24 protein-coding genes and 1 tRNA gene are annotated in these 23,589 nt (G+C 56.8%); 10 read left to right on the forward strand and 15 right to left on the reverse strand.

The genetic code is table 11. From position 1 onward, the window contains the following. The first annotated feature begins 1 nt into the window (after window position 1). From ACR0J2_RS02515 to ACR0J2_RS02525, 3 genes are all read left to right on the forward strand, one after another. Window positions 2-1,012, forward strand: coding sequence for a branched-chain amino acid ABC transporter permease (locus ACR0J2_RS02515; RefSeq protein ID WP_170615015.1), 1,011 nt, complete (start codon window positions 2-4; stop codon window positions 1,010-1,012). After that, window positions 1,009-2,322 (forward strand): branched-chain amino acid ABC transporter permease, encoded by a 1,314-nt coding sequence (locus tag ACR0J2_RS02520; RefSeq protein ID WP_480811573.1) that lies wholly within the window; start codon window positions 1,009-1,011, stop codon window positions 2,320-2,322. Before ACR0J2_RS02515 ends, ACR0J2_RS02520 begins: the two co-directional genes overlap by 4 nt. A gap of 187 nt (window positions 2,323-2,509) precedes the next feature. Then, window positions 2,510-2,761: a hypothetical protein gene (locus ACR0J2_RS02525; protein WP_170677152.1), complete on the forward strand. Its 252-nt coding sequence runs from the start codon at window positions 2,510-2,512 to the stop codon at window positions 2,759-2,761. 15 nt (window positions 2,762-2,776) lie between these two features. On the opposite strand, the gene ACR0J2_RS02530 is transcribed toward ACR0J2_RS02525, so the two are convergent. Beyond that, window positions 2,777-4,324, reverse strand: a complete 1,548-nt coding sequence (locus ACR0J2_RS02530; RefSeq protein WP_170615012.1) for a helicase HerA-like domain-containing protein — start codon at window positions 4,322-4,324, stop codon at window positions 2,777-2,779. A gap of 452 nt (window positions 4,325-4,776) precedes the next feature. Here ACR0J2_RS02530 and ACR0J2_RS02535 point away from each other — a divergent pair, with 452 nt between their 5' ends. Continuing rightward, window positions 4,777-5,379, forward strand: a complete 603-nt coding sequence (locus ACR0J2_RS02535) for an invasion associated locus B family protein (protein WP_321252945.1) — start codon at window positions 4,777-4,779, stop codon at window positions 5,377-5,379. 77 nt (window positions 5,380-5,456) lie between these two features. Here ACR0J2_RS02535 and ACR0J2_RS02540 read toward each other — a convergent pair whose 3' ends face one another. The 4 genes from ACR0J2_RS02540 to ACR0J2_RS02555 are packed head-to-tail and all read right to left on the reverse strand — an operon-like array spanning window position 5,457 to window position 9,696. Next, a complete protein-coding gene (locus ACR0J2_RS02540; RefSeq protein WP_480811574.1) occupies window positions 5,457-6,665 on the reverse strand; it encodes a beta-ketoacyl-[acyl-carrier-protein] synthase family protein in 1,209 nt (402 codons plus the stop codon). Window positions 6,666-6,674: 9 nt separating this feature from the next. Beyond that, complete coding sequence (locus ACR0J2_RS02545; protein ID WP_170806364.1) at window positions 6,675-6,932, reverse strand: acyl carrier protein; 258 nt, start codon at window positions 6,930-6,932, stop codon at window positions 6,675-6,677. A gap of 32 nt (window positions 6,933-6,964) precedes the next feature. Further along, a complete protein-coding gene (gene lpxD / locus ACR0J2_RS02550; RefSeq protein ID WP_480811575.1) occupies window positions 6,965-8,056 on the reverse strand; it encodes a UDP-3-O-(3-hydroxymyristoyl)glucosamine N-acyltransferase in 1,092 nt (363 codons plus the stop codon). A gap of 35 nt (window positions 8,057-8,091) precedes the next feature. Further along, window positions 8,092-9,696, reverse strand: a complete 1,605-nt coding sequence (locus tag ACR0J2_RS02555) for a L,D-transpeptidase family protein (protein ID WP_480811576.1) — start codon at window positions 9,694-9,696, stop codon at window positions 8,092-8,094. A 356-nt stretch (window positions 9,697-10,052) separates the two neighbouring features. Here ACR0J2_RS02555 and mepK point away from each other — a divergent pair, with 356 nt between their 5' ends. Continuing rightward, entirely contained in the window at window positions 10,053-10,622 is a 570-nt protein-coding gene (mepK, locus tag ACR0J2_RS02560) for a peptidoglycan L,D-endopeptidase MepK (RefSeq protein WP_480811577.1), read from the forward strand. Window positions 10,623-10,768: 146 nt separating this feature from the next. On the opposite strand, the gene ACR0J2_RS02565 is transcribed toward mepK, so the two are convergent. From ACR0J2_RS02565 to iscR, 10 genes are all read right to left on the reverse strand, one after another. After that, window positions 10,769-10,845 (reverse strand) — tRNA-Arg (locus ACR0J2_RS02565). Between the two features lie 66 nt (window positions 10,846-10,911). Further along, window positions 10,912-12,132, reverse strand: a complete 1,221-nt coding sequence (locus ACR0J2_RS02570) for a cysteine desulfurase (protein ID WP_321252919.1) — start codon at window positions 12,130-12,132, stop codon at window positions 10,912-10,914. 11 nt (window positions 12,133-12,143) lie between these two features. Continuing rightward, complete coding sequence (locus tag ACR0J2_RS02575; RefSeq protein WP_480811578.1) at window positions 12,144-12,716, reverse strand: YIP1 family protein; 573 nt, start codon at window positions 12,714-12,716, stop codon at window positions 12,144-12,146. Further along, window positions 12,713-13,198 carry a YIP1 family protein gene (locus ACR0J2_RS02580; RefSeq protein ID WP_170615003.1) on the reverse strand — a complete coding sequence of 162 codons (486 nt, stop codon included), beginning with the start codon at window positions 13,196-13,198 and terminating at the stop codon, window positions 12,713-12,715. Before ACR0J2_RS02580 ends, ACR0J2_RS02575 begins: the two co-directional genes overlap by 4 nt. Next, a complete protein-coding gene (locus ACR0J2_RS02585) occupies window positions 13,198-14,478 on the reverse strand; it encodes a SufB/SufD family protein (RefSeq protein WP_480811579.1) in 1,281 nt (426 codons plus the stop codon). The genes ACR0J2_RS02580 and ACR0J2_RS02585 overlap by 1 nt, the downstream gene beginning before the upstream one ends. Further along, entirely contained in the window at window positions 14,478-15,233 is a 756-nt protein-coding gene (sufC, locus tag ACR0J2_RS02590) for a Fe-S cluster assembly ATPase SufC (protein WP_480811580.1), read from the reverse strand. The genes ACR0J2_RS02585 and sufC overlap by 1 nt, the downstream gene beginning before the upstream one ends. Window positions 15,234-15,284: 51 nt before the next feature. Then, on the reverse strand, window positions 15,285-15,488 hold the full coding sequence (locus tag ACR0J2_RS02595; protein ID WP_170615000.1) for a hypothetical protein: 204 nt from the start codon (window positions 15,486-15,488) through the stop codon (window positions 15,285-15,287). Beyond that, window positions 15,488-17,008, reverse strand: a complete 1,521-nt coding sequence (gene sufB / locus ACR0J2_RS02600) for a Fe-S cluster assembly protein SufB (RefSeq protein ID WP_170614999.1) — start codon at window positions 17,006-17,008, stop codon at window positions 15,488-15,490. The genes ACR0J2_RS02595 and sufB overlap by 1 nt, the downstream gene beginning before the upstream one ends. An 18-nt stretch (window positions 17,009-17,026) precedes the next feature. Then, entirely contained in the window at window positions 17,027-18,070 is a 1,044-nt protein-coding gene (locus ACR0J2_RS02605; protein WP_480811581.1) for a cysteine desulfurase family protein, read from the reverse strand. A gap of 59 nt (window positions 18,071-18,129) precedes the next feature. Beyond that, entirely contained in the window at window positions 18,130-18,588 is a 459-nt protein-coding gene (gene iscR / locus ACR0J2_RS02610) for a Fe-S cluster assembly transcriptional regulator IscR (protein WP_170614997.1), read from the reverse strand. A gap of 177 nt (window positions 18,589-18,765) precedes the next feature. Between iscR and ACR0J2_RS02615 the strand changes: the two genes are divergently transcribed. The 5 genes from ACR0J2_RS02615 to typA all read left to right on the forward strand — a co-directional run bounded on the left by ACR0J2_RS02615 (window position 18,766) and on the right by typA (window position 23,433). Then, entirely contained in the window at window positions 18,766-19,419 is a 654-nt protein-coding gene (locus ACR0J2_RS02615; RefSeq protein ID WP_170614996.1) for an alpha/beta hydrolase, read from the forward strand. Next, the gene (locus ACR0J2_RS02620; protein WP_170614995.1) at window positions 19,419-19,664 is read left to right on the forward strand and encodes a hypothetical protein; all 246 of its coding nucleotides are present in this window, start codon (window positions 19,419-19,421) and stop codon (window positions 19,662-19,664) included. The genes ACR0J2_RS02615 and ACR0J2_RS02620 overlap by 1 nt, the downstream gene beginning before the upstream one ends. Next, entirely contained in the window at window positions 19,661-20,818 is a 1,158-nt protein-coding gene (locus ACR0J2_RS02625; protein WP_480811582.1) for an HD domain-containing protein, read from the forward strand. Before ACR0J2_RS02620 ends, ACR0J2_RS02625 begins: the two co-directional genes overlap by 4 nt. Before the next feature lie 385 nt (window positions 20,819-21,203). After that, the gene (locus ACR0J2_RS02630; protein ID WP_321252898.1) at window positions 21,204-21,539 is read left to right on the forward strand and encodes a DMT family transporter; all 336 of its coding nucleotides are present in this window, start codon (window positions 21,204-21,206) and stop codon (window positions 21,537-21,539) included. Between the two features lie 76 nt (window positions 21,540-21,615). Beyond that, window positions 21,616-23,433 (forward strand): translational GTPase TypA, encoded by a 1,818-nt coding sequence (typA, locus tag ACR0J2_RS02635; protein WP_480811583.1) that lies wholly within the window; start codon window positions 21,616-21,618, stop codon window positions 23,431-23,433. Window positions 23,434-23,589 lie beyond the last annotated feature (156 nt).

Here is a 23,589-nt window from a genome sequence, read left to right on the forward strand (position 1 = left end):
AATGGACTTCCTCAACGCCTTTGTGGCGCTCTCCAACTTCGTCCTTGTTCCCGCAATCGCCTATGGCAGCCAGTTGGCGCTGGGGGCTCTGGGGGTGACGCTGATCTATGGCATCCTGCGGTTCTCGAACTTTGCCCATGGCGACACGATGGCCTTTGGCGCGATGATTGCCGTTCTGGTCACATGGGGCCTACAGGCCGCCGGTGTCAGTTTCGGGCCGCTGCCGACCGCCTTGTTGGCCCTGCCCTTTGCCATTCTGGGCTGTATCGTTCTGGTACTGATCACGGACAGGCTGGTCTATCGGTTCTATAGGGAACAAAAGGCCAAGCCGGTCATTCTGGTGATCGTATCGATGGGCGTGATGTTCATCATGAACGGGCTTGTGCGGTTCATCATCGGGCCGGATGACCAAAGGTTCTCTGACGGCGCGCGGTTCATTGTTTCGGCGCGGGATTTCAAGGCGATGACCGGCCTGCAAGAAGGGCTGGCGATCAAGACCTCTCAGGGAATTACCGTGATCGTGGCGGTTGTTGCCGTGGCGCTGCTGTTCTGGTTCCTGAACAAGACCCGCACCGGTAAATCGATGCGCGCCTATTCGGACAACGAGGATCTGGCTTTGCTGTCAGGCATCAACCCCGAACGTGTTGTGATGATCACCTGGATCATCGTGGCTGCGCTAGCGACAACGGCGGGTGTGCTTTACGGCCTCGACAAAAGCTTCAAGCCCTTTGTCTATTTCCAGCTTCTGCTGCCAATCTTTGCCTCGGCGATCGTAGGCGGGCTTGGCAACCCTCTGGGTGCCATCGCGGGCGGGTTCATCATCGCGTTTTCCGAAGTGACGATCACCTACGCGTGGAAAAAGGTACTGACCTATCTGGCGCCGGAAAGTCTGGAGCCGTCAGGCTTGGTCCAGTTCCTGTCCACCGATTACAAATTCGCCGTCAGCTTTGCGATCCTGCTGATTGTGCTGCTGTTTAAGCCCACGGGTCTGTTCAAGGGGAAAGTGATATGAGCGAGCCCGTCAAAAACACACTGCTATTTGTTGTCGTTGGCGGTCTGATCCTGCTGACCGGGTTCACGCAAAGCTGGAACGCGGCGATCCTGATCCTGAACATGGGCCTGATCTCGGCCATCATGTCGATTGGGGTGAACCTGCAATGGGGTTTTGCGGGCCTCTTCAATGTCGGCGTCATGGGGTTTGTGGCGCTGGGCGGGCTGGCTGTTGTGCTTGTTTCGACCGCGCCCACGCCGGGCGCCTGGTCCGGTGGTGGCTTTGGTGTGATCCTCGCGCTGTTGCTGGGGGCCGCAACCGTCGTTGCGGCCGTGATGGTTGCGCAGAAGATGCCCAAGGGGCGCACACAGACCCTGGCAATCATTGGTATTCTGGTCGTTGGTTTCTTTATCTACCGCGCCATCTTCGATCCCAATGTTGCCGCAATCGAGGCGATTGACCCCGCCGTTGCAGGCAATATCGGCGGTCTGAACTTGCCCGTGCTGCTGGCCTGGCCTGCTGGTGGACTGCTGGCCGCAGGTGCGGCTTGGCTGATCGGCAAAACCGCACTGGGTTTGCGCTCGGACTATCTGGCAATTGCGACGCTCGGTATCGCCGAGATCATCATTGCGATCATGAAGAACGAGGACTGGCTGGCGCGTGGTGTCAAGAACGTCTACGGCATTCCCCGCCCTTCCCCTGTGGTCGGGTATGAGGTCGACCTGCAGAATGACCCCGGCTTCGTTGCCCGTGCCGAATGGTTCGGACTGGACCCAGTGACGGCTTCAACACTGTCCGTGAAACTTGGCTATTCCTTGCTGTTCCTAATTGTCCTTCTGGTTCTGCTGTGGATGGCGCAGATGGCATTGAAAAGCCCGTGGGGTCGCATGATGCGCGCCATTCGCGACAACGAGGTCGCCGCCGAGGCGATGGGCAAAGACGTCACCCGCCGCCACCTGCAGATCTTCGTTCTGGGATCGGCCATTTGTGGCATAGCGGGCGCGATGATGACCACGCTGGACGGGCAACTGACGCCAGGCACCTACAACCCGCTGCGGTTCACCTTCCTTGTCTGGGTCATGGTGATCGTGGGCGGATCGGGCAACAACTTTGGCGCCGTCCTTGGTGCGTTCCTGATCTGGTTCCTTTGGGTTCAGGTAGAGCCCATCGGTCTGTGGCTGATGAATCTGATCACTGCGGGTATGCCTGACGGAAGTGCACTCAAAGCGCACCTGATCGACAGCGCCGCGCATATGCGGTTGTTTACCATGGGATTGATTCTATTGATTGTTCTTAGATTCAGCCCGCGTGGTTTGATCCCCGAAAAATAATTTCAAACTTCTTACAATTGAGTTAACCGCGCCGGCTGGCCGGCGCGGTTTGTTGCATCGATAGGAAAAACTGACTAGACGGGTATATCAGCCAGATGGTTTCTGGCTGTTGTTCGGCACTCACTCACACCTAAACCGCCGATCTGTAACGATTCTGTATGTTAACCTAGAAAAGTTGTGTTCCACCATGAAAGCACCAACCACCAAAGCAGCCCTGGTTCTGCCTGTTCTCGCGGCTATGACAGCCTGCGTTCCGTCCCCAGAAAGCCTTGAAACAACACCTGTCCAGGTCCAAACACCAAAAGGGGTTGTGACCTGCCAGCTCTATACTCTGAACCGGGTCATTTGGGATCGGGCCATCGATTATCCGGCAACCAAGATGTCAGTCGCCGAGGCGGACGCATACTGCCGACAGGAAGGTCAGCGCCGCCTCAATTAGGAACGGCGCATTCACTCAGCGATTGCGAAACAACCCGCCAAGTATGCCACGCACGATGCGACGGCCTGTCGTCCCTTTCAGTTCCTTGATCACCGCCTGACTCATGGCTGATGCAAACGTATCCTGTTTCCGCGAAACGCGGGAAGAGGATCGGCTGACGCGCTGCCCTGAATACCTGCGGGCCGCGGCAAACTCGCGCTCGGCAGGTGTCTGTGTTTCAAACAGCTCTTCTGCCTCGGCAGCTTCGGCTTCCTTTGCTGCTGCGTCGGCCCGGGCCTGAAGTATTTCAAACGCCGACTTTCGATCGACGGGCTGATCGTATTTTGCCCGCATCCTCGACGCATCAAGGATCGCCTGCCGTTCGCTTTGCGTGATCGGGCCAAGCTGGGACCCCGGTGGCCGGATCAATGTGCGCTCGACGATCCCGGGTATGCCCTTCTTCTGCAGCATTGACGTTACCGCCTCACCCACACCGACCTCTCGGATGGCTTCCTCGGTATCGAACTCGGGATTCTCACGATAGGTTTCCGCAGCCAACCGCAGGTTCTTGCGATCCCGCGCCGTGAAAGCCCGCAAAGCATGCTGAATGCGGTTGCCCAACTGGCCCAGAATATCCTCGGGTATGTCGGCCGGGTTTTGGGATATGAAATACACACCGACCCCCTTTGACCGGATCAGGCGCGCGACCTGTTCAACTTTGTCCACCAGAACCTTCGGGGCATCATCGAACAGCAGATGGGCTTCGTCGAAAAAGAAAACCAGTTTGGGTTTCTCGGGGTCGCCCACTTCGGGCAGTTCTTCGAACAGCTCGCTCAGCAGCCACAGCAGGAACGTTGCGTATAGTCGAGGCGCGCCCATCAACTTGTCCGAGGCCAGAATATTCACCATCCCCTGCCCGTTCTGATCGGTTCGCATCAGATCCGCCAGATCCAGCGCTGGCTCTCCGAACAGTTTGATTCCGCCCTGGTTTTCAAGAACCAGCAAACGGCGCTGAATCGCCCCGATCGACGCTGTCGATACATTGCCGTATCGCAGGGACAGCTGCGCGCGGTTTTCACCGATCCAGACCAGCAGAGCCTGCAGGTCCTTCAGGTCCAGCAGCGGCATACCTTCTTCGTCGGCCACACGAAATGCGATGTTCAGGATTCCTTCCTGTGCCTCGCTCAGTTCCATCAGACGCGACAACAGCAAGGGACCCATCTCGGTGACGGTGGTTCGGACCGGATGTCCCTGCTCGCCAAACAGGTCCCAGAACGTCACCGGACAGGCAGCGTAGGCGAAATCAGTCAGCCCGATGCGTTGCGCGCGATCCTGAAACGCCTGATGCAATTTGTGATCCGGGCTTCCTGACAAGGCCAGACCAGACAGGTCACCTTTGATATCTGACAGAAACACAGGCACGCCCGCCTTAGAGAAACCTTCGGCCAGAATTTGTAGCGTAACGGTCTTGCCTGTCCCGGTGGCCCCGGCGATCAAACCGTGTCGGTTGGCATATTTCAGCGTCAGACCCTGCGGTTCAGCGTAATCCTTGCCACCGCCACCCAGGAAAATACTGTTGTTCATGAATTATTCGCCTTGCTTATCACCGATCCCACGACAGCATACAAAGTTAACCTTTGACTGCGATAGTTTATTTGCCGCCTCATGGGCGAAGGCTCCGGGGTGGCAGACTTCCTCCCTGTCGACTGGCCGTGCCTTCGGGCACGGCATTTTTGTTTTCGGCCCGCATTAAAATGAACTGGTCAGTATATTAAAAATTCAGGTTAGCAGTTGACCCGTGCGCCCCCCTTTCGTAACGTCTGCGCATAAATAAGTCGGCCAGTCCGACGGGGAGAAAATTCTAGGAAGGGAGCCGCTCCACCGGCTCCCTTTTTCATTGGCCCGGACGTTGTAAATACCAGTGCAAATGGGCAAGAATCCGTTCACATCCGTCCAATAATGCAGCTTAGTGACTGACACCCTGTTTTAACGGTGATAGACCGGGCAAAAAGCTCAATCACGCAACCGAGGCACTCATGATCAAGAACATCCTGTCTTTCAGCCTTGTTTCCGCGGCACTCTGGTGCAGCACCGCAGCCGCGCAGGAAACATCTCAGGACGACCAAACTCCGGCAGAGACACCGCAGACGGAAGCGGCTTCCGATCTGGACCTGGGCGAAACCGGTCCGCGCGTAGGTGAACAATACGTCAAAGAGGAAAGCGGCGACTGGGAAATCAGATGCCTCAAAACAGAAGCAGGTAAGGACCCCTGCTTGCTGCGGCAGACGCTGTCCGGGCAAGAAGGCCAGCCAATTGCGGAGATATCGGTCAACAAATTGCCCGAAGGTGTCGCAGCAGTTGCAGGCGCAACAGTCATTGTACCGCTCGAAATCATGTTGCAGGCGCAACTGGCTTTGTCGATCGATGGCGCTCCGGGCAAACGCTATGACTATCACCATTGCAACCCCATCGGCTGCGTGGCCCAGCTTGGGTTCACTCAAGGCGATGTCGATGCCATGAAGGCCGGCAGCACGGCCAAAATGTCTGTCGTCTCGGTTCTGGCACCCAACCAACTTCTTGAGATTGAGATTTCACTGGCAGGGTTCACTGCAGGATTCGACAAGTTAGAAATCAACTGAACATCATCCGGACCAACAATCAAAGACGCCGCCGAATAATCTTCGGCGGCGTTTTTGGTTTGTAAGCTTTTTTGGCTTCAGATCCGCTTCAATGCCAGGACCGCATTCAATCCGCCAAAGGCAAACGCGTTGCTGAGTGCAACGTCAACTTTTGCTTCACGCGCAATATTAGGGACCACATCCAGCGCACATTCCGGATCAGGTTCCTCATAGCCGATTGTCGGGGCAACTATCCCTTCCCGCAAAGCCATGATGCAGGCCAGCAGTTCCACCGCTCCGGTCCCGCCGATCAGATGCCCATGCATGGACTTTGTGGACGAGATCATAAGATCATCCGCATGCGGTCCAAAAACGTCCGCGACCGCTGCACATTCCGTTTTGTCGTTGGCGGCGGTGCCGGTCCCATGGGCGTTAATGTAGCCCACTTCGCTCGCGTTCAGCTTTGCATCAGCCAGGGCCCCGGCCATCGCACGGGATGCCCCCTGTTTGCTGGGCATGACAATATCGGATGCATCAGACGACATTGCAAAACCCACAACCTCGCACAGGATGTCAGCTCCGCGCGCACGCGCATGTTCATATTCTTCAAACACGAACACGCCGGCGCCTTCGCCCTGGACCATACCGTTTCGATTGGCACTGAACGGTCGACATGCGTCCTTGGACATAACGCGCAGGCCTTCCCAGGCCTTTACGCCCCCGAAACACAACATGGATTCCGAACCGCCAGTGATCATCGTGGGCGCAGCCCCGCTGCGAACCATTTGGAAAGCCTGTGCCATAGCATGATTTGACGAGGCGCACGCCGTCGAAACGGTAAAGCTCGGGCCTTTGAGGTTATGCTCCATAGACACATGGCTGGCGGCTGCGTTGTTCATCAACTTGGGAACAACAAAAGGATGAACGCGGTTCTTGCCGTCTTCGTAGACCGACCGGTAATTGTCGTCCCATGTGGAAACACCGCCACCGGCCGTTCCCAGAACGACACCGGAACGCGCCGCAAGATCGCCATGAAATTCGATCCCGGACTGATCAATGGCCTCTTTGGCAGCCGTCAATGTGAATTGGGTAAACCGATCATAGAGCGACATTTGCTGGCGATTGAACCGGCCTTCGGCCTCGAATCCCCTGACCTGCCCACCGATCTTGATAGCCAAACGATCGACATCGCGAAACTCGAGTTCAGAGATGCCGCAGCGGCCTTCGCGCATGGCCTCTAGTGTATCGGGAACGGAATGGCCCAGCGAGTTGATCGTGCCCGCCCCGGTAATGACAACGCGTTTCATGGGGCTCAGTCAGACCTTTTCCGACACAAGCTTTTCGATACCTGAAATGATAGCTGCAACATTTGAGATGTCGAAATCGCTGGCCGTCGGTTCGTTGGCATTGAACGGCACCGAGATGTCGAACTCTTCTTCGATGGCAAAGATGCTCTCAACCAGGCCCAGACTGTCGATACCCAGGTCCTCGAGCGTACTTTCGGGCGTCACATCCGAAGGCTCCAGCACGGCTTGTTCAGCAATGATGGAGATGACGCGGTCGGTGATGCTCATATCGGTCCTCTGATTATCACGGTGGTTGTGATTTAATCGCTCGAAGACTGTTTGAAAACAGCCTTTTTCAGCGCCTCTACGTCACGCGCCATGCGCGGCAAGCGGCGTTGGGCCTTGTAGATATCGGTATGAGATTCCATTTTTATGCCCGGATAGCCCATAATGACGCGCCCGGCCGGAACATTGGACAGGATCTTGGTGCCCCCGCCGGCAATCACGCCATCCCCGATGAAAATGTTGTCCACGACGCCGGTCTGCCCGCCCAATACGACATGATTTCCGATCTCAACGGACCCCGAAACACCGGTCTGCCCGCATAACAGGCAGTCCTGTCCAACGCGCGTGTTGTGTCCCACGTGGACCAGGTTATCCAGCTTGGAACCTGAGCCGATGACGGTGTTGCGTATGGTGCCGTTGTCGACGGTGCAGTTCGCGCCGACCTCAACATCATCGCCGATTTCCACCGCGCCCAGCGAATGGATCCGCAGCCAGTTCTGGGCCTTGGCATCCCCCGCATCTCCCATCGTTTTGCGAACGTTTTCCACACCTGACACTTCCGGAGTGACAAAGCTGAACCCGTCGCTACCAATGCGCGCACCCGGTTGCGCGACAAAGCGGTCACCGATCTTTGCACGTGCACCGATGCTTACCATTTCTCGCAGAACCGCAGATTCTCCCAGTACGGCGTCCATTCCGACAACGCAATGCGCGCCGATAACCGAACCGGCCCCAATGCGAGCCCGCGCACCAATGACCGTTAGCGGGCCAATCGAAACGTTTTCGGCAATCTTTGCGGTCGGGTCGATTACGGCCGAAGGGTGAATACCCGGAGCGACCCCCTGGCCTCGGTCCAGCATCGCCGTAATTCCTGCCATCGCCATCCGCGGGCGCGGCACAAAGATAGCGGCCTGCAAGCCCATCCCCTGCCAGTCCGCGCCTTCCCACACAACCGCAGCCTTTGCCGACCCGCCGGACAATGCGTCGGCATATTTGGGCGACATGGCCATGGCCAGATCATCTGCGCCTGCATCGCCCGGTTCGGCGGCACGATAGACGATCAGGCTGGTATCGCCCTGGCATTCGGCGTCCAGCGCTTCGGCGATTTGCTTGATTGTGAATTGCATAGAGGGCTTCCTTGTATCAGGACTTGCCCCAGTGATTACCCCTGAACGTCCGGCAGGACCACCCCTGCCTTTTGCAGAGCCTCCCAGATCTTGCGATCGCGGTCGTAGACATCCCGGCGGTACTGAACTTCACCCTTTGGACCGACATACGCCGTCCGATAGATGATGTGAACAGGAACCGACTGCGCGAGGTTTACCTTTGTTTCCTTGCCGGTATTCAGAACCCTGTGAAAAAAAGCCTTGGGGTCCTCTTCCTGCCGGGCCAGCAAGGCATAGGCGAACTCGAAGGGCTGCGCCAGGCGGATGCAGCCATGCGAGAAAGCGCGAACCTCGCGGGCAAACAGGTTTTTATGCGGCGTATCATGCAGATAGATGTTGTGCTTGTTTGGGAACATGAACTTCACCAGGCCCAACGCATTGCTTTTGCTGGGTGGTTGCCGCATCGCGAACGGAAAATCCCGTGCAGTGAATTGCGTAAAGTCCACGGCGCCACGATTGACCTGACGGCCACTTCGATCCGTGATCTGGATGTGACCGACCGCATTAGGGTTGGACTGAAGTTTTGGCAAATATTCCTTGGTGATGATCGAGCGTGGTACGTACCAGCTCGGGTTGATCACCATGTGTTCCATCATGTCCGAGAATTCGGGACTGCGCCGATCATGGGTGTTCTTGCCGATTACGGCCCGCGTCTCAAATGATACCTGACCTTCATCCACGATCTTCGCCGAGAAGTCCGCCTGATTCACCAAGATATGACGCGCGCCTCGTGAGTGTGGCAACCAACGCTCCCGCTCAAGCGCGACGTAGACAGCTTTGAGCCTGTCGCTGGCCGGACGGTTGATTTCGGTCAGGGTTCCATTTCCGGCAACGCCATCCGCTTCGAGCCCATGGGCAGTCTGAAACGCCCGCACGGCCCCCAGCATTGCGGCATCAAATTCCGGGCTGGCGGTTGGTCTCAGGTAACCCATAGCCACCAATCGGTCACGCAGCCGAATGACATTGGGTCCGGTATCACCGTATTCGAGTTTTGCAACCGGTACAGTCGGCCCCCAACCGCCCTGCTCAACCAGGTTTTCAAGAACCTTTTTCTGTTTCAGCAAAGACCGGTATTGCAGGGACTCTGGCACCAGCTGTTCTATGTACGTCGCCCCTGTGGCTGATGCGACACCTTGCAAATGTTCCTGCGGCGACCTGCGATCGACTTCGCGCACCAAACCATCGTCAATCTGTGAAGGGCTCAACACGCCCGAGTACATATCCGTAGCATAACGCAGGAAAACCCGGCTCAAATCCGCTTCGACAGCACCCAAGTCCCTCTGGGAACGGGCAGCGCGCATCTGGTCCAGAAGAGCCTGGACATCATAACGCGCATCCGGCAACCCGTGGAACGCGGCATTGGACAGGGCCTTAATCAAAGCGGCCCGGCGTTCAGCATGTTGTTCGGTCTGCCCGGCCCAGATCGGCGAAAACCCGTTTGTTTTGTAATATTCAGCCAGCGAAGACCCCGAATCCAACGACTCGGCAACCGCCATGCGGAAGGCGGTCGGTGGGTTTGTCCTGGAATCGGCAAAGGCCGCTGTTGCTGCGAAACAGGCGGTCGCGAGGATACTGGTACAGGTCCGGAAAACAGAAAACATGAGATGGCCTTGGTTATTCAATGCTTTGCGCCGATACATTCAGCGCCGAGCCAGTATGATTGGCGGACCGCCCGATTGTCTATTCACAAATTCATCAAATCTGCGCTTCTAACATCTGCTGATGCGTGATTGCATCGCCTTGGAAAGTGATTTCCCTAACCTTCTGTAATTTATGCATCACTGCATCAGTTGCGCAAAAACCTGCCGATATTTCCCCCTTGAATTGGTGTATCCGAAAGATTTCTTGGCGGACGAATCCGTCTGTGTCATAACTTCCGCATCTGGGATGGGAAAAAATTAATACGGCGCACGTAACATCGTGTGCAGGCAGGAACTAGTACGGGACGAAAAACGAAATGACCAAGAGCAGTGCTTCGGGCTTGACCCGGCGTGCCCTATTGGGTGCGTTCGCGGCCACAGCGGTAGTAGCCGCACCGACCTATTCCAATGCAGCAGGATTCCTTCGCGGCGGCGGTGATATTCGCCGCATTCGCATGTATTCCGGGCGCACCGGTGAACGCATTGACATGATTTACTGGGTTGACGGCAATTACATCAAAGACGCCGTCAAGGAAGTGAACCACTTCATGCGCGACTGGCGTACCGATCAGTCCAAGTCCATGGACCTGCGCACAATTGACATCATGGCCGCATCTCACAACCTGCTGGATGTCAACGAACCCTATATGCTGTTGTCCGGCTACCGGTCCCCTCAGACTAACGCGATGCTGCGATCGAAATCCCGCCGCGTTGCCAAGAACTCCCTGCACATGAAGGGTCAGGCGGCTGACTTGCGGTTGTCTTCACGCTCGGTTTCGCAAATGGCCAAAGCCGCCATTTCCTGCCGCGCGGGGGGCGTCGGCAAATACCATCGCTCGAATTTTGTCCACATGGACTGCGGCGAGGTTCGCAGCTGGGGTGGCTAAACACTACGTACAATTTCGAAGTGACGAGCGCCTTTGGGCGCTCTTTTTTTTGTAGATGAAGGCACGAACACTTTGGGTGTTCTGACAAAGCATTAGCTGCGGAAAGGCTATACGCCCATGTGCCCGAAACATCTAATTTAGTAAGGTGGCGCACCTGAGAGGATTCGAACCTCTGGCCTCTGCCTTCGGAGGGCAGCGCTCTATCCAGCTGAGCTACAGGTGCCTTGGCCGTTAGCTAACCTTGTTCCGTTCCGGGTGCAACTGCAAATCTGTCGCCCGACATCAGGTTTCACGCGAACAGATCGTGGGCCAGTTCCAGTGCATCGATCAGTGTGTCGACCTCGTCAGTGGTATTGTAAAGCCCGAAGCTGGCGCGGCATGTGGCCGTTACCCCCAGATGATCCATCAACGGACCGGCGCAGTGATGACCGGCGCGAACGGCGACGCCTTTTTTGTCCAGAATGGTCGACACATCATGCGCGTGCCCTGCCCCGTCCAGTGTAAAACTGAAAATAGCGGCCTTGTCCGGGCGTGTGCCCTGCACTTGCACCCAGTTCAGGCCGGTCAGACGCTGCATGGCATAGTCCCGCAAGGCGGATTCGTGGGCGGCAATGTTCTCCATCCCCAGATCCATCATGTAATCCAACGCCACACCCAGTCCGATTGTCTGAACGATCCCGGGTGTACCGGCCTCGAACTTCATCGGCGGATCGTTATAGATCACCTGATCTTTGCTGACCTCTTTGATCATGTCGCCGCCGCCGATAAAGGGGCGCATTTCGGCCATGCGTTCGGACTTGATGTAGATCGCACCTGAACCGGAGGGGCCGTACAGCTTGTGCCCGGTGATGGCATAGAAATCACAGCCGATATCCTGAACGTTGACAGGCATGTGCACGGCACCCTGACTGCCATCCACCAGAACAGGCACCCCTTTTGCGTGGGCTCCTTTTGTGATTGCCTTTACGTCAACGACCGTTCCCAGCACGTTCGAGCATTGCGTCACAGCAACAAGCTTTGTGCGCGGTGTGATGGCGTCAATCACGGCCTGCGGGTCCAGTCCGCCGTCCGGGCCCACATCGACCCACTTCAGGACCACGCCCTGACGTTCGCGCAGGAAATGCCAGGGAACGATATTGGCGTGATGCTCCATGACACTCAGAACGATTTCGTCCCCGGCTTTCAGGCGGGGCATGGCCCAGCCATAGGCGACAAGGTTAATACCTTCGGTCGTGCCGGAATTCAGAACGATTTCATCCTCATCCGCCACACCCAGAAACCGGGCAACCGTGCCGCGGACGGCCTCGTACTTTTCCGTCGCGAGATTGGACAGGTAGTGCAGACCGCGATGCACGTTCGAGTATTCCTCGGCATAGGCGCGGGTAACTGCATCAATCACCACCTGTGGCTTCTGCGCCGAGGCACCATTGTCCAGATAAGTCAGGGGTTTCCCATTCACCTCTCGTGACAGGATGGGAAAATCAGAGCGGATTCTCTGAACATCATACATGGTCATATTCCCTATACGGGCCCGCTTGGGGTCAGGAGGAGGACAAAAGGTATCGCAATCAGCGCGGCCAGCAAGATCAGGCCAAACGCCTTTCCCAAGGATGCGAACTGATGCGCCTCGTTCAGGAAATGCAGGGTGATATAAAAACTGACCAACGCCGTTGCCAGCAACATTGGAACCATCAGGAACGGCAGTGTCATTGCAATGACCAGCGTAACCAGCAAGGCAAGTATCTGGAGGAACTGCAGCCAGATCATCAGAACCATGATGTCTTCAAACGTGGCGCGTCCGCCCAGCCAACGCCATCGCCCAACAAATAGAAAGGATGCGACGCTCAGCAGCATTGCACCCGCTGACGTTACCAGATTCATGAGGACCGGACCGGGTGCCTGGGCCACATCCGGGCCGGACAGCCAGACAAAGTAGTCAAGGCCGAACTGCACAATGGAGTTGAGCACGACAGCCAGAAAAAACGCCAGCCACAGGATCTCGCGCCCTGGGCGTAGTTTCATCAGGCGTCGGGCTGCCTCGGCCGGGCTGACCAAAGTCATCACCGCGAGGTTCCCCAGAAAACTCAGATTCATGTCTCAGGCCTTTGTGCTTGTCTGAGGCCTGACAACCAGAACCAGACAAAGACTGCAACCCAAAGTAGCCCAACTACGGACAAGGTCGGCCCCGGACCGATAAATCCGGCCACCAAACCGTTCAAAAGAACCAACGGCGCGGACGACAGCAACGCCCAGAACAAAGCCAACCGCGCGCCGTAGGCGGAACCGCTCCCACCCATAAGCCGTGCAGCCCAATGAGACACAAGTGCCACAAAATACAGAAGCAATGGCAGTATGATAACCGACCCCAACAAGGCGCCGCCCAGCAGCATGTTCAGCTCGACACCTTCCAGGTGCGCGCGCCGGGCCATTCCAGGCATCTGCGCGACAAAGGCGATTGTGCAGAACGCCATGACAAAAGCCAGCGCCCGGTCTTCACGTGGCCCCATATCCAGAAGCCGGCGCATGACACGCCCCGGCCCCCTGTACGTGGCCACGATATCCGTCGTCACAGGCATCAGCTGCGACGCGCCAGCCAGCCTTCCAGACGGGTCACGATGGCTTGGGCAAGCACCTCGTTTTCAATCTCGTCCACCGCTTCGGCCAGAAAGGCCAGCGTCAGCATGTTCGTGGCGTCTTTGAGCGATACCCCACGCGAACGCAGATAAAACAAGGCCGTTTCGTCAATCGCACCCGATGTGGACCCGTGCGAACAGGCCACATCATCAGCGTAGATTTCCAGTTCGGGCTTGGCCAGAAACTGGCTGTCATCATCCAGCAGCAAGGACTGGCTGATTTGATAGCCGTCAGTTTTCTGAGCACTCGCTTTCACAAGGATTTTGCCCTGGAACACGCCTGTTGCGCCATTCCGCAGAACTTTCTTGAAGACCTGGCGGCTTTCACAATTTACCGCGTCGTGGGTCACGAACACCGTGTCGTCGTGATGGAAATTACCATCTCCGACGCAGGCACCCGCCACATGAGCAACTGCGTCATCGCCAGTCAGCTCGACCACCTGCTCGTTTCGCGTCAGAACTCCGTTCACCGTTAGAGTAAAGGATTTGTAAACCGACTCGTGACCCAAACGCGTGAACATATGCGTGGCTGCGCGGCGCTCATGATCCCGACCCTGCGCACGCACGTGATGCAGCGTGCCGCCGTCGGCAATGTCGATCTCCATGCATTTGTTAAACCGTGAAGCCGCCGGGCCGTTTTCCAGAATGGTCACCTCGGCTCCGCTTTCGACGCGCACGATGTGATGCAACATGGCGTCCGAGGTTTCAGAGGCATGCTGATAGATCAGGCTGATTGGCTTGCTGGGCGTGCCAGTCACGTGAATCGCAACACCATCGGCCGCAAAGGCCGTATTCAACGCCGCCAGAGGCCGCTGAACCGGGGTCTGCCCGCGCGCTTCAAGAACGCCGTACAACTCTTTGGCCCAATGGATATCTTTGCAACAGATGTCTTCGATCCGATCGATCGTCACACCTTCAAGCGTCAGGTCATCGGAATCCTCAGCGCTGAACACACCGTCGATGAACACGATTTTCAACCGGTCGAGATCATGGAACAGCAACGGCTCATCGGACCGGAACAGAGCGGCCTGAGGAGCCTCTGGCGAAATCAGCGTGTCCGGGCGGGTGTATTTCCAATACTCATCGCGCCGTCCCGGCAGGCCCATTTCCAGAACTCGCGCCAGCGCATCTTCGCGGGCGGCACGCGTGCATCCGGCGTCGGGCATGACCAGACTGGCCAGCCGCGCCTCGGTCGCAGTTTGTTTAACTTCGGGCAGCCCCATCAGTTCACCTCGGCCAGAATGTCGGCATAGCCGTTGTTTTCAACTTCCAGCGCCAGTTCCGGGCCGCCGGTTTTGACGATCCGACCGTCTGCCATGATGTGTACGACGTCGGGTTTGATATGGTCCAGCAGACGCTGATAGTGCGTAATCACCAGGAAACCACGGCCTTCGTCGCGCAGTGCGTTCACACCTTCGGCCACCAGTTTCATCGCATCCACGTCCAGACCCGAGTCCGTTTCGTCCAGAATACACATCTTAGGCTCCAGCATCGCCATTTGCAGGATTTCGTTCCGCTTCTTCTCACCACCCGAGAAGCCGACGTTCACAGGGCGCTTGAGCATATCCGCGTCGATCTTCAGCGATTTCGCCTTGGAGCGTACTTCTTTCAGGAAGTCGGCGGCCGAAAGCTCCTCCTCACCGCGCGCCTTGCGCTGAGCGTTTACGGCAGTGCGCAAGAACGTCATGTTGCCGACGCCGGGGATTTCGACTGGGTACTGGAACGCCAGAAAAATACCCGCAGCGGCACGCTCTTCCGGTTCCATTTCCAGAAGATCCTCGCCGTCCAGGGTGGCCGAGCCTTCGGTCACTTCGTAGCCATCGCGGCCCGAGAGTACGTAGCTGAGTGTCGACTTGCCCGAGCCGTTCGGACCCATAATCGCATGCACTTTACCTGCCTCGACGGTCAGGTCGACGCCTTTGAGGATTTGCTTCTCCTCTTCCTCAAGTTTCACGTGCAGGTTCTTGATTTCCAGCATTTTTTGTCCTTTTGCGTACCGCAAGGGGCATCCGATAGCCCCAGTCAATGTCTATCCCAGCATCCGGCGCATGAGGCGTGCAGCAACCCATCCCAGGATCGCTCCTCCACCGACTGCCCAAACCGGGTTGATGAAGTCCATGTGATTGATGTTGACATAGGCAACACCCAGCAATCCGCCCAAAACCGGGAGTGCGTAACCCAACAGGGTCAACACGTCATCCTTTCGGATGGTCTTGCCAGGCTTACGAGCCATCAGCCAACCGAGCCTTCGAGAGAAATGGCAACCAGCTGCTGCGCTTCCATCGCGAATTCCATCGGCAGCGCCTGAAGCACGTCCTTGCAGAATCCGTTGACGACCAGCGCCACGGCCTCTTCCTCGTCCATACCGCGCTGGCGGCAGTAGAACAGCTGGTCGTCATCCACCTTGGACGTGGTCGCTTCGTGCTCAACCCGGCTCGAGTTGTTCTTGACCTCGATATACGGCACCGTGTGGGCCCCGCATTTGTCGCCGATCAGCAAACTGTCGCACTGGGTATAGTTGCGGCTGTCCTTGGCTTTGGGGTGCATCGACACCAGCCCGCGATAAGTGTTCTGAGCCTTACCCGCGCTGATCCCCTTGGACACAATCCGCGACTTGGTGTTCTTGCCCAGATGAACCATCTTCGTACCGGTATCGGCCTGCTGATAGTTGTTGGTGATGGCGATCGAGTAGAACTCGCCCTGACTGTCATCACCGCGCAGGATGCAGGACGGATACTTCCAGGTCACGGCAGAACCGGTCTCGACCTGCGTCCACATCACCTTGGACCTGTCACCCCGGCAATCGGCGCGCTTGGTCACGAAGTTGTAAATGCCGCCCTTGCCGTTCTCATCCCCGGGGAACCAGTTCTGAACGGTCGAATATTTCACCTCGGCATCTTCTTCGACGATGATTTCGACCACGGCTGCGTGCAGCTGCGCAGTGTCGCGCTGCGGCGCAGTGCAGCCTTCCAGGTAGGACACATACGAGCCCTTGTCGGCGATGATCAGAGTCCGCTCGAACTGACCGGTGTTTTCCGCGTTGATGCGGAAATAGGTGCTCAGCTCCATCGGGCAGCGCACGCCCGGGGGGATGTATACGAACGATCCGTCCGAGAACACGGCAGAGTTCAAAGTGGCATAAAAGTTGTCGGATACCGGAACCACGGTGCCGAGATATTTTTTGACAAGTTCGGGATGCTCTTTGATCGCCTCTGAAATCGAACAGAAGATCACACCGGCCTTTTTCAGTTCTGCCTGAAAGGTCGTGCCGACAGAAACCGAGTCAAAAACCGCGTCCACCGCGACTTTGCGTCCCTCTGCAGGGGCGTCTTCCGCCCCTTCAACGCCAGCCAGAATCATCTGTTCTTTCAGTGGGATACCCAGCTTTTCGTATGTGGCCAACAGCTTAGGGTCGACGTCATCCAGCGACTTGGGCTTCTCTTCCATCGACTTGGGGCGGGCATAGTAATACTGATTCTGAAAGTCGATCTTGGGATAATTGACCATCGCCCAGGTCGGTTCGTCCATCTGGGTCCAGCGGTCAAACGCGGCCAGGCGCCATTCAGTCATCCATTCCGGCTCTTCATTCTTTTCTGAGATCAGGCGGACGATATCCGGGTTCACGCCCTTGGGCGCGTATTCCATTTCGATTTCGGTTTCCCAGCCGTACTTGTAGGTTCCGACCTCACGCACCGCATCCACGGTTTCCTGATCGACACCTTCTTTTACCTGGGTCTGGTCCAAAGCGGCCATATGACACCCTCCGTCAGATCACGCGGCACGCGCGCGATGCTTTTTCTCTTTTTCAAGCCACGTTTCGGCGAAACGCAGCACATCTTCTTCACTCGTCCGAGGACCCAGCGACACGCGGATCGCGCTTGCGGCCGTCACCTCGTCATATCCCATGGCGGTCAATACGGTGCTGGCCCGAACCTTTCCGCTTGAACAGGCCGAACCCGCGCTGACCGCAAATCCTGACAGATCCATCTGCATGACTTGCGTTTCGCCCTTCCAACCGGGCGACGCGAAACACAATGTGTTTGGAAGGCGCTCGTGACCTTTTCCGACAAAAATAGTCGATTTGGAGCCGGCCTCAAGAGCGTTTTCTAGAATATTTCTAAATTCTGCGATTTGATCCCAGACGCCGTTGGCCAGATCCCGCGCGGCTGCTTCAGCTGCAGCCCCGAACCCGGCAATTCCTATGACATTTTCCGTCCCGGATCGACGCCCCATTTCTTGCCCGCCACCCTTGATCTGGGCCGGCAGATCCGTTCCGCGTTTCATCACAACCGCACCAACACCATTGGGTCCACCCATCTTATGGGCCGAGATCAGGGCCATCTGCACATTCAGCCAGTTGAACGCCACCGGAAGTTTGCCAAAAGCTTGCGTGGCATCCGTAACGGCCAGCCCCGCAGGCAAGGATTGCACGACACCGGTTTCAGAATTGGCCAGTTGCAAGCTTGAGTTCTCGGGTTCAAGCACTTTAACTTCACCTGAAGGAAGAACCGACAAATCTTCAACGACCCATGACCTTACGGCATTATGTTCAACTGCTGATCCGTGCAGTCCGCGCCCCGACAACGCCAAAGCAGCGCCTTCTGTGGAGCCAGAGGTAAACACGATGTCCGCCCCATCAGCCCCAAATGCGGCCGCCACCTGAGCGCGTGCGCGTTCAACAAGCGCTTTAGCGGCACGTCCTTCCGCGTGGACAGATGACGGGTTTCCGCAGACATCCATCGCCGCGATCATCGCGTCGCGCGCCTCGGGCCGCAACGGCGTGGTAGCGTTATGGTCCAGATAAATGCGATTCATAGATGCATCTTTTCCAAGTTAGAAGCACAAGCCGTTTTGCCGCCCGAGATACTCATTTTTTATTCGTCCACAACCGCAAACAGACTGGGAACCGCCGGGCACGGTGCCAGGTCGTTCTTGATGACATCCGAGAGACGCGTCTGATGCAGAAACACATAGACATTCGCGCTGAGACTTTCCCACAGACGGTTGGTCAGGGATTGGGCCCGGCTTCCCGATGAAGCCCCCGAAGCACCCGCGCCCTTTTGCAGAGCATCCAGGGACTCATCCACTGCGGCCAGAATTTCGACAACGCGGATTTCTGACGCAGGGCGTGCCAGTCGGTAACCACCCCCCGGTCCGCGAACCGAAGCCACCAGTTCTGCGCGCCGGAGCTTGACGAATAACTGCTCAAGATACGGCAGGGAAATGTCTTGCCGTTCAGAGATTTCACCCAGAGTCACAAGCCCGTCTGTCGGTTGCAAAGCGATATCAGCCAGTGCAACCATTGCGTAGCGGCCTTTGGTCGACAGCTTCATTCACTTTCCTTCGTGGCAAGTTCAGTGCGAAATCATTGACGCCGCCGCTACCAATGCGTATCTCCGTCAGGCAGCGTCATACGCAATGCAACGTAATTAGAACCGTTCTAAGGTGTCCGACGATAACCGTCAAGTATTTCCGGCCGCCAGTAGTACAAAGACAGGACTAAAGCACATATGCCCGAGGTGATCTTTCCCGGACCAGAAGGCCGCCTGGAAGGCCGCTACCACCCGCAAAAGGAAAAAGACGCACCGATCGCCATCGTGTTGCACCCGCATCCTCAATTTGGCGGGACCATGAACAACAAGGTGGTCTACAACCTGCATTACGCGTTCTATAACATGGGCTTCACCGTGTTGCGGTTCAATTTCCGCGGCGTGGGCCGCAGCCAGGGTGAATACGATCAGGGCGTGGGTGAACTGAGCGATGCGGCATCCGCGCTGGATTACCTGCAATCGATGAACAACAACTCCAAGCATTGCTGGGTTGCTGGGTTTTCATTCGGCGCATGGATCGGAATGCAACTGCTGATGCGTCGCCCGGAAATCACCGGTTTCATCAGCGTGTCGCCCCCGGCAAACATGTATGACTTTTCATTCCTGGCGCCCTGCCCGTCTTCGGGCCTGATCATCAACGGCACCTCGGACAGGGTCGCACCGCCGGCCGATACCACTTCGCTTGTCAGCAAGCTGCACGAACAAAAAGGTATCACCATCACGCATACCGAGGTGGAAGGCGCAGACCACTTCTTCCAGGACCGCCATATGGATACGCTGATCGATACCACAACCGACTACGTAAAGCGCCGCCTGACCGAGAACACCCGCTGATGTCGGACACCATCGGCACTCTGGCGGCAAGGCTGGCCGAAGATACGTTGAAGGTTATGGATGAAACCGGCAATGACCGGTTCTTTGTGGAAGTTGGCGAGGTTCTTGCGGCGGCTTCCCAATCATTGGAAGAGGCGTTCCTGACTGAAATCCGGGTCCGTATGGCCGAGCGCAAGGCGCGGCAATTCCTGGTCAAACACCTGTCCGCACATCGCTCGAAACTCAAGGCTATTGAAAAACAATGACTGACAGACTGTCCGCACAGATCGCGTTTCTGAAACAAGCGGACAGGCTGAAATCAGTTGATCGGGCAAATACACTGCTGGATCAGTCCCGGCACGAAAACTCAGCGGAACACAGCTGGCATCTGGCGTTGTGGGCTTTGGTGATGGCGCCCTTGGCTGAGGATGATGTCGATATTGATCGCGTCATCCGAATGCTTCTGCTGCACGATCTGGTCGAAATCATCGTTGGCGATCATCCGATCCATCTGGCGACAGATTGGTCAGCAGTGGAGCAGGCAGAACGGGCTGCCGCCGAAACGCTTTTTGGCTTGCTACCGTTCGATCAGGCCTCGGAGTTCCTGTCCCTTTGGGCGGAGTTCGAGGCCGATGCGACACCTGATGCCCGTTTCGCCAAAATCCTTGATCGGTGCCAGCCGATGTTTCAGGTGCTTTGCGCACCAAATCCTGATCCCGAACACCTGACCGTTGTGCAGGACAATCTGGATGGTGGACGCGCTGCCTATCTCGAAACCGCATTTCCGTTTGCGTACCGACGGTCCCGGGCAATGCTGGATGGCGCAGACCTGCAACAAACCGATCCTTTCTGGGACCGACTGCCGTTTCTGGCCGAAACGGATCAGTTGAAAACTGTCTACCGCGCGTCGCGTCTTTTATATGATCCGAGGTTCGAAAACTCGGCCGAGCATTCCTGGCACATCATGCTCTATGCCTGGGTCCTGTCGGAATACTCGGATCCATCTGTTTCAATCGATCGGGTTCTGCGCATGCTGTTGCTGCATGACATCGTCGAAATTGACGCCGGTGATCACCCAATCCACGGACAGGTCGATCACGCCGCGCAGGCCGCCGAGGAAGAAGCCGCAGCCGAACGTCTGTTCGGACTTTTGCCAGCAACACAACGGGATACGTTCCAGTCATTGTGGCGAGAATTTGAAGCGGCGCAGAGCCCGGACGCCCAGTTCGCAAAGGCGGTTGACCGGTTTCAGGCACCGATCGGAAACCTGGAAACCCAAGGCGGCACCTGGGCCGACTACAACGTCACTTTTGGGCAAATCGAAAAGCGGGTGGGCGTTCCCATTCAACGCGGGGCTCCGCGGCTGTGGGGCTGGCTCAGACCCAGAATTGCCGAGTTTTTCGAAGTTACGGCCGGATAAGGGCGCATCAAAAAGAAAAAGGGGCAAAAGCCCCTTTTTCTGGCGTTTCGCGGACACTTAAACCTGTGTACCCTTTAACCGTTCAACAACCTGGGCTGCATCATTGTCGACGGACCCCCCGTCTGCAAGCCACCCTAGCGCCGCTACCAACACCGATAAAATAATGACGGTTCTTGCAAAATTCGTCATGACAAACTCTTCAAACTACTAAACTTAAAACAAAAGCTGACCTATCACATTCAGACTTCTGCAAATAGTCTGGTAATCCTGACCTTTGGTCGCCTTTCGACGTCTACTGTCGTTGCCCCGCATGACAGAAAATTCTTGCCGTTTGACAGGTTTTTATGCTCAAGCACACCTGAACATTCGTTGTGAGAGTTTTCCATTGCCCAAAGCCTATCTCTTCCTTCTTGTAGCCGTTTTGTCCGAGACGATCGGAACCACAGCATTGCAGGCCAGCCAGCAGTTTACACGCTTCTGGCCGTCGGTTCTGGTTGTTGTGGGCTATGGGTTCGCCTTTTACTTCATGGCACTGACACTGAAATTCATGCCGGTTGGCGTCGTTTACGCAATCTGGTCTGGGCTTGGAATATTTTTGATCGCCATCATTGGCTTCGTGGTGTTCGGCCAAAGGCTGGACTGGCCAGCCGTGATCGGATTGACCTTTATTCTATCCGGAATCCTGATCATTCATCTGTTTTCCAAGACCGCAGGCCACTGAACGCGCGTTAGGGCTGGTATATTTTGTCGCGCCGCGTTATGCGCGCGACAACTTCCAGTTCAAAGGCTGACCTCTCATGGACCTGCGCAATATCGCAATCATCGCTCACGTTGACCACGGCAAGACGACCCTGGTGGATGAGCTGCTCAAACAATCCGGTGCTTTCCGGGAAAACCAGGCCGTAGCCGAACGCGCCATGGACAGCAACGATCTGGAACGCGAACGTGGCATCACCATTCTGGCCAAAGCAACCTCGGTCGAATGGAAAGGTACGCGCATCAACATCGTCGACACCCCCGGCCACGCCGATTTCGGTGGCGAGGTTGAGCGTATCCTCAGCATGGTGGATGGCGTTGTCCTGCTGGTTGACGCTGCCGAAGGACCCATGCCGCAGACCAAGTTCGTGACTTCCAAGGCGCTGGCGCTGGGACTGCGTCCCATTGTGGTTCTGAACAAGGTTGATAAGCCGGATGCAGAACCCGACCGGGCTCTGGATGAATGCTTCGACCTGTTTGCCAACCTTGGCGCCGACGATGACCAGCTGGATTTCCCGGCCATGTATGCCTCGGGCCGTTCGGGCTGGGCCGACATGGAACTGGACGGGCCGCGCAAGGACCTGACCGCCCTGTTCGACCTAATTGTCGATCACGTCCCTGCCCCAAAGCAGGCAGAGAAGAAAAACGAGCCCTTCCGCATGCTCGCCACCACATTGGGCAGCGACCCCTTCATCGGCCGCATCCTGACCGGTCGCGTGGAAAGTGGCACGCTGAAGGCAGGCGACAGCCTCAAGGCGCTCAGCCGGGACGGTAAATTGATCGAGAACTTCCGCGCGTCCAAAATTCTCGCCTTCCGCGGCCTGAGCCAGCAGCCGATCGATGTGGCCGAAGCCGGCGACATTGTCACCATCGCAGGTATGAGCAAGGCCACCGTGGCGGACTCGCTGGTGTCGCCTCAGGTTGACGATGCCCTGCCCGCGCAACCGATCGACCCGCCGACCATCACAGTGACCTTCGGGATCAACGATTCTCCGCTTGCCGGACGCGACGGGAAAAAGGTCCAGTCTCGGGTGATCCGGGACCGTCTTATGAAAGAAGCCGAGTCCAACGTTGCCATTCGCGTCACCGACACGCCCGGCGGCGAAGCATTCGAGGTCGCAGGCCGCGGCGAATTGCAGATGGGCGTTCTGATTGAGAACATGCGACGTGAAGGGTTCGAACTCAGCATCTCACGCCCGCAGGTTCTTTTCCGTGAGGAAAACGGGCAACGGCTGGAGCCGGTTGAAGAAGTCACCATTGATGTGGATGACGAATACTCCGGAGCCGTAATCGAAAAGGTAACAGGTGCACGTAAAGGTGAACTGGTCGAGATGCGCCCTGCTGGTGCGGGCAAAACCCGCATCATTGCTCACGTCCCCTCTCGTGGTCTCATCGGGTATCATGGCGAATTCCTGACCGACACGCGTGGAACCGGCGTTCTGAACCGCGTCTTCCATGGTTGGGCGGCACACAAAGGCCCTATCCCCGGTCGGCGTGCCGGTGTTCTGATCTCGATGGAAAACGGCCAGGCGGTCGCCTATGCGCTGTGGAACCTTGAAGAGCGTGGCCGCATGTTCGTTGCCCCTCAGACCGACGTGTATCAGGGCATGGTGATCGGTGAACATTCGCGCGACAACGATCTGGAAGTGAACCCTTTGAAAGGCAAGAAGCTGACCAACGTGCGTGCCAGCGGTTCGGACGACGCCGTGCGTCTGACGCCGCATGTACAGTTTTCTCTGGAAGAGGCGATTGCCTATATCGACGATGACGAATTGGTCGAAGTCACTCCCAACGCGGTCCGCCTGCGTAAGCGTTTTCTGGACCCGCATGAGCGTAAACGTATGGCAAAATCAGCCTGATCAACTGCAGGCTGCACATGTCCGCCTCGGAAACAATGGCGATTGTGTGGCATATTTGCTTCCAATAAAGATTAAAACTAAAAAGCGGAAACCTGGGCAGATTGCCCGGTTTCCTTTGAAAAGAATAATATCTCACCCTTAAATTGTATTAATTCG

Source organism: Ruegeria sp. CG4 (assembly GCF_056537185.1).

What these genes read in the sequence shown, in the direction of transcription:
- sufB (WP_170614999.1), bottom strand. Translation starts at nt 17,008, where the DNA reads ATGGCCGCTTTGGACCAGACCCAGGTAAAAGAAGGTGTCGATCAGGAA.
- ACR0J2_RS02535 (WP_321252945.1), top strand. Translation starts at nt 4,777, where the DNA reads ATGATCAAGAACATCCTGTCTTTCAGCCTTGTTTCCGCGGCACTCTGG.
- ACR0J2_RS02575 (WP_480811578.1), bottom strand. Translation starts at nt 12,716, where the DNA reads ATGAATCTGAGTTTTCTGGGGAACCTCGCGGTGATGACTTTGGTCAGC.
- ACR0J2_RS02570 (WP_321252919.1), bottom strand. Translation starts at nt 12,132, where the DNA reads ATGTATGATGTTCAGAGAATCCGCTCTGATTTTCCCATCCTGTCACGA.
- ACR0J2_RS02595 (WP_170615000.1), bottom strand. Translation starts at nt 15,488, where the DNA reads ATGGCTCGTAAGCCTGGCAAGACCATCCGAAAGGATGACGTGTTGACC.
- ACR0J2_RS02555 (WP_480811576.1), bottom strand. Translation starts at nt 9,696, where the DNA reads ATGTTTTCTGTTTTCCGGACCTGTACCAGTATCCTCGCGACCGCCTGT.
- typA (WP_480811583.1), top strand. Translation starts at nt 21,616, where the DNA reads ATGGACCTGCGCAATATCGCAATCATCGCTCACGTTGACCACGGCAAG.
- ACR0J2_RS02620 (WP_170614995.1), top strand. Translation starts at nt 19,419, where the DNA reads ATGTCGGACACCATCGGCACTCTGGCGGCAAGGCTGGCCGAAGATACG.
- ACR0J2_RS02520 (WP_480811573.1), top strand. Translation starts at nt 1,009, where the DNA reads ATGAGCGAGCCCGTCAAAAACACACTGCTATTTGTTGTCGTTGGCGGT.
- ACR0J2_RS02625 (WP_480811582.1), top strand. Translation starts at nt 19,661, where the DNA reads ATGACTGACAGACTGTCCGCACAGATCGCGTTTCTGAAACAAGCGGAC.
- ACR0J2_RS02515 (WP_170615015.1), top strand. Translation starts at nt 2, where the DNA reads ATGGACTTCCTCAACGCCTTTGTGGCGCTCTCCAACTTCGTCCTTGTT.
- ACR0J2_RS02585 (WP_480811579.1), bottom strand. Translation starts at nt 14,478, where the DNA reads ATGGGGCTGCCCGAAGTTAAACAAACTGCGACCGAGGCGCGGCTGGCC.
- ACR0J2_RS02525 (WP_170677152.1), top strand. Translation starts at nt 2,510, where the DNA reads ATGAAAGCACCAACCACCAAAGCAGCCCTGGTTCTGCCTGTTCTCGCG.
- iscR (WP_170614997.1), bottom strand. Translation starts at nt 18,588, where the DNA reads ATGAAGCTGTCGACCAAAGGCCGCTACGCAATGGTTGCACTGGCTGAT.
- ACR0J2_RS02615 (WP_170614996.1), top strand. Translation starts at nt 18,766, where the DNA reads ATGCCCGAGGTGATCTTTCCCGGACCAGAAGGCCGCCTGGAAGGCCGC.
- sufC (WP_480811580.1), bottom strand. Translation starts at nt 15,233, where the DNA reads ATGCTGGAAATCAAGAACCTGCACGTGAAACTTGAGGAAGAGGAGAAG.
- ACR0J2_RS02545 (WP_170806364.1), bottom strand. Translation starts at nt 6,932, where the DNA reads ATGAGCATCACCGACCGCGTCATCTCCATCATTGCTGAACAAGCCGTG.
- lpxD (WP_480811575.1), bottom strand. Translation starts at nt 8,056, where the DNA reads ATGCAATTCACAATCAAGCAAATCGCCGAAGCGCTGGACGCCGAATGC.
- ACR0J2_RS02540 (WP_480811574.1), bottom strand. Translation starts at nt 6,665, where the DNA reads ATGAAACGCGTTGTCATTACCGGGGCGGGCACGATCAACTCGCTGGGC.
- mepK (WP_480811577.1), top strand. Translation starts at nt 10,053, where the DNA reads ATGACCAAGAGCAGTGCTTCGGGCTTGACCCGGCGTGCCCTATTGGGT.
- ACR0J2_RS02580 (WP_170615003.1), bottom strand. Translation starts at nt 13,198, where the DNA reads ATGCCTGTGACGACGGATATCGTGGCCACGTACAGGGGGCCGGGGCGT.
- ACR0J2_RS02605 (WP_480811581.1), bottom strand. Translation starts at nt 18,070, where the DNA reads ATGAATCGCATTTATCTGGACCATAACGCTACCACGCCGTTGCGGCCC.
- ACR0J2_RS02530 (WP_170615012.1), bottom strand. Translation starts at nt 4,324, where the DNA reads ATGAACAACAGTATTTTCCTGGGTGGCGGTGGCAAGGATTACGCTGAA.